This is a genomic window from Acidisphaera rubrifaciens HS-AP3, assembly GCF_000964365.1.
GTDB classification, from domain to species: domain Bacteria; phylum Pseudomonadota; class Alphaproteobacteria; order Acetobacterales; family Acetobacteraceae; genus Acidisphaera; species Acidisphaera rubrifaciens.
Genome location: NZ_BANB01000541.1, coordinates 1 through 2276 on the forward strand (window position 1 = coordinate 1; position 2276 = coordinate 2276).

3 protein-coding genes are annotated in these 2276 nt (G+C 72.5%); all 3 read left to right on the plus strand.

The features are described 5' to 3' along the window. A partial coding sequence (locus B8460_RS14300) for an HAD-IC family P-type ATPase (protein WP_048862288.1) occupies positions 1 to 825 on the plus strand: 825 nt, incomplete at its 5' end. Between the two features lie 10 nt (positions 826 to 835). Further along, positions 836 to 1429, plus strand: a complete 594-nt coding sequence (gene kdpC, locus B8460_RS14305; RefSeq protein WP_048862289.1) for a potassium-transporting ATPase subunit KdpC — start codon at positions 836 to 838, stop codon at positions 1427 to 1429. Between the two features lie 25 nt (positions 1430 to 1454). Beyond that, the coding region (locus B8460_RS14310; RefSeq protein WP_048862290.1) for a histidine kinase at positions 1455 to 2276 on the plus strand (822 nt) is incomplete at its 3' end.

The window sequence follows — 2276 nt, forward strand, 5'->3', positions numbered from 1 at the left end:
TATGCGCCGCCGCCGGCGTTCGAGGCGGCCGTCGAGCGCGTCGCCCGCGCCGGCAGCACGCCGCTCGCGGTCGCGGCCAACGGCCGGCTGATGGGCGTGATCGAGCTGAAGGACGTCATCAAGCCCGGCATACGCGAACGCTTCGCCGCCCTGCGCCGCATGGGCATACGCACCGTCATGGTGACCGGCGACAACCGCGTCACCGCCGCCGCGATCGCGACCGAGGCGGGCGTCGACGACTTCATCGCCGAGGCGACGCCGCAGGACAAGCTCGACTACATCCGCCGCACGCAGGCGGACGGGCGGCTCGTCGCCATGGCCGGCGACGGCACCAACGACGCGCCGGCGCTGGCGCAGGCGGACGTGGGCGTGGCCATGCAGACCGGCACGCAGGCGGCGCGCGAGGCCGGCAACATGGTCGATCTCGACAGCGACCCGACCAAGCTGATCGAGATCGTGGAGATCGGCAAGCAGCTGCTGATCACCCGCGGCGCGCTGACCACGTTTTCCATCGCCAACGACATCTCCAAATACTTCGCGATCCTGCCGGCGATCTTCCGCGTGACGTATCCGCAGCTCGGGCGGCTCAACATCATGCGGCTGTCGACGCCGGAGAGCGCGATCATGTCGGCGGTGATCTTCAACGCGCTGGTCATCGTCGCCCTGGTGCCGCTCGCGCTGCGCGGGGTGCGCTACCGCCCGGTGGGAGCGGCGGCGCTGCTGCGGCGCAACCTGCTGATCTACGGCCTGGGCGGCATCGTCGCCCCGTTCATCGGCATCAAGCTGATCGACATGCTCCTCACCGCCCTCGGCATCTTCCAGTAGGCACCCGGTCATGACCGCTCATCTTCGCCCCGTCGTCGTGCTGATCGTCTTCTTCACGCTGCTGACCGGCTTCGTCCTGCCGCTGGCGCTGACCGGCGCGGCGGGCGTCGTGCTGCCCTACCAGGCCGGCGGCAGCATCCTGACGCGGGACGGCAAGCCGGTCGGCTCCGCGCTGATCGGCCAGGATTTCACCGCTGCCCGCTACTTCCACGGCCGTCCCTCGGCGCTCACCGGCACCGATCCCAAGGACCCGACCAAGACGGTGCCGACGCCCTATGACGCGAGCGAGTCCGGCGCCTCCAACCTCGGCCCTACCAGCAAGGCGCTGATCGACCGGGTGCGCGGCGACATCAAGGCGAGCGGCCTCACGGACGTGCCCGGCGACATGGTCACCACCTCCGCCTCCGGCCTCGACCCGGACATCTCGCCCGAGGACGCGGCATTGCAGGTGGCGCGGGTGGCGAAGGCGCGGGGCATCCCGCCCGAGCAGGTGGCGGCGCTGGTCGCGGCACAGACGCGCGGGAAGCTCCTTGGCCTGTTCGGCGCGCCGACGGTCAACGTGCTGCGGCTCAACCTGGCGCTCGATGCGGCCGGACAACGCTGAGCGCATGGCGTAGAAGGTCGGGGCGATGGCCCCGACCGACCCGCTGACGACCGAACGCCGCCCCGACCCCGATGCCCTGATCCGCGCCGCCGCGCGCGAGGGGCGCGGGCGGCTGAAAGTGTTCCTCGGCGCGGCGCCCGGCGTCGGCAAGACGTGGGAGATGCTGGCCGCCGGCCGGCTGCGCGCCGCCGAGGGCGCGGACGTGGTGATCGGCGTCGTGGAGACGCATGGCCGGGCGGAGACGGCGGCGCAGATCGGCACGCTGCCGGTGCTGCCGCGCCGCCCGATCGCCTATCGCGGGCAGGTGCTGGAGGAGTTCGACCTCGACGCCGCCCTCGCCCGCCGGCCCGCCCTGCTGCTGGTGGACGAGCTGGCGCACACCAACGCCCCCGGCAGCCGCCACGCGAAGCGCTGGGAAGACGTGACGGAGCTGCTCGACGCCGGCATCGATGTCTGGGCGACGCTGAACGTCCAGCACCTGGAAAGCCTCAACGACGCGGTCGCGCGCATCACCGGCGTGCGGGTGCGCGAGACGATCCCCGACCGGGTGCTGGAACAGGCGGATGCGATCGAGCTGATCGACCTGCCGCCGGCCGAGCTGCGGGCGCGCCTGACCGCCGGGCACGTCTACAAGCCGGACATGGCGCAGCGCGCGCTGTCGGGCTTCTTCCGCGAGGGCAACCTGCAGGCGCTGCGCGAAATGGCGCTGCGCCGTGCCGCGGCCCATGTCGACGCCGACGTGCGCGACTACATGCGCGCGCAGGCGATCGCCGGGCCTTGGCCGGCCGGCGACCGGGTGCTGGCCCTGATCGGACCGGGCGCCGGCGCCGACAGCGTGGTGCGCCAC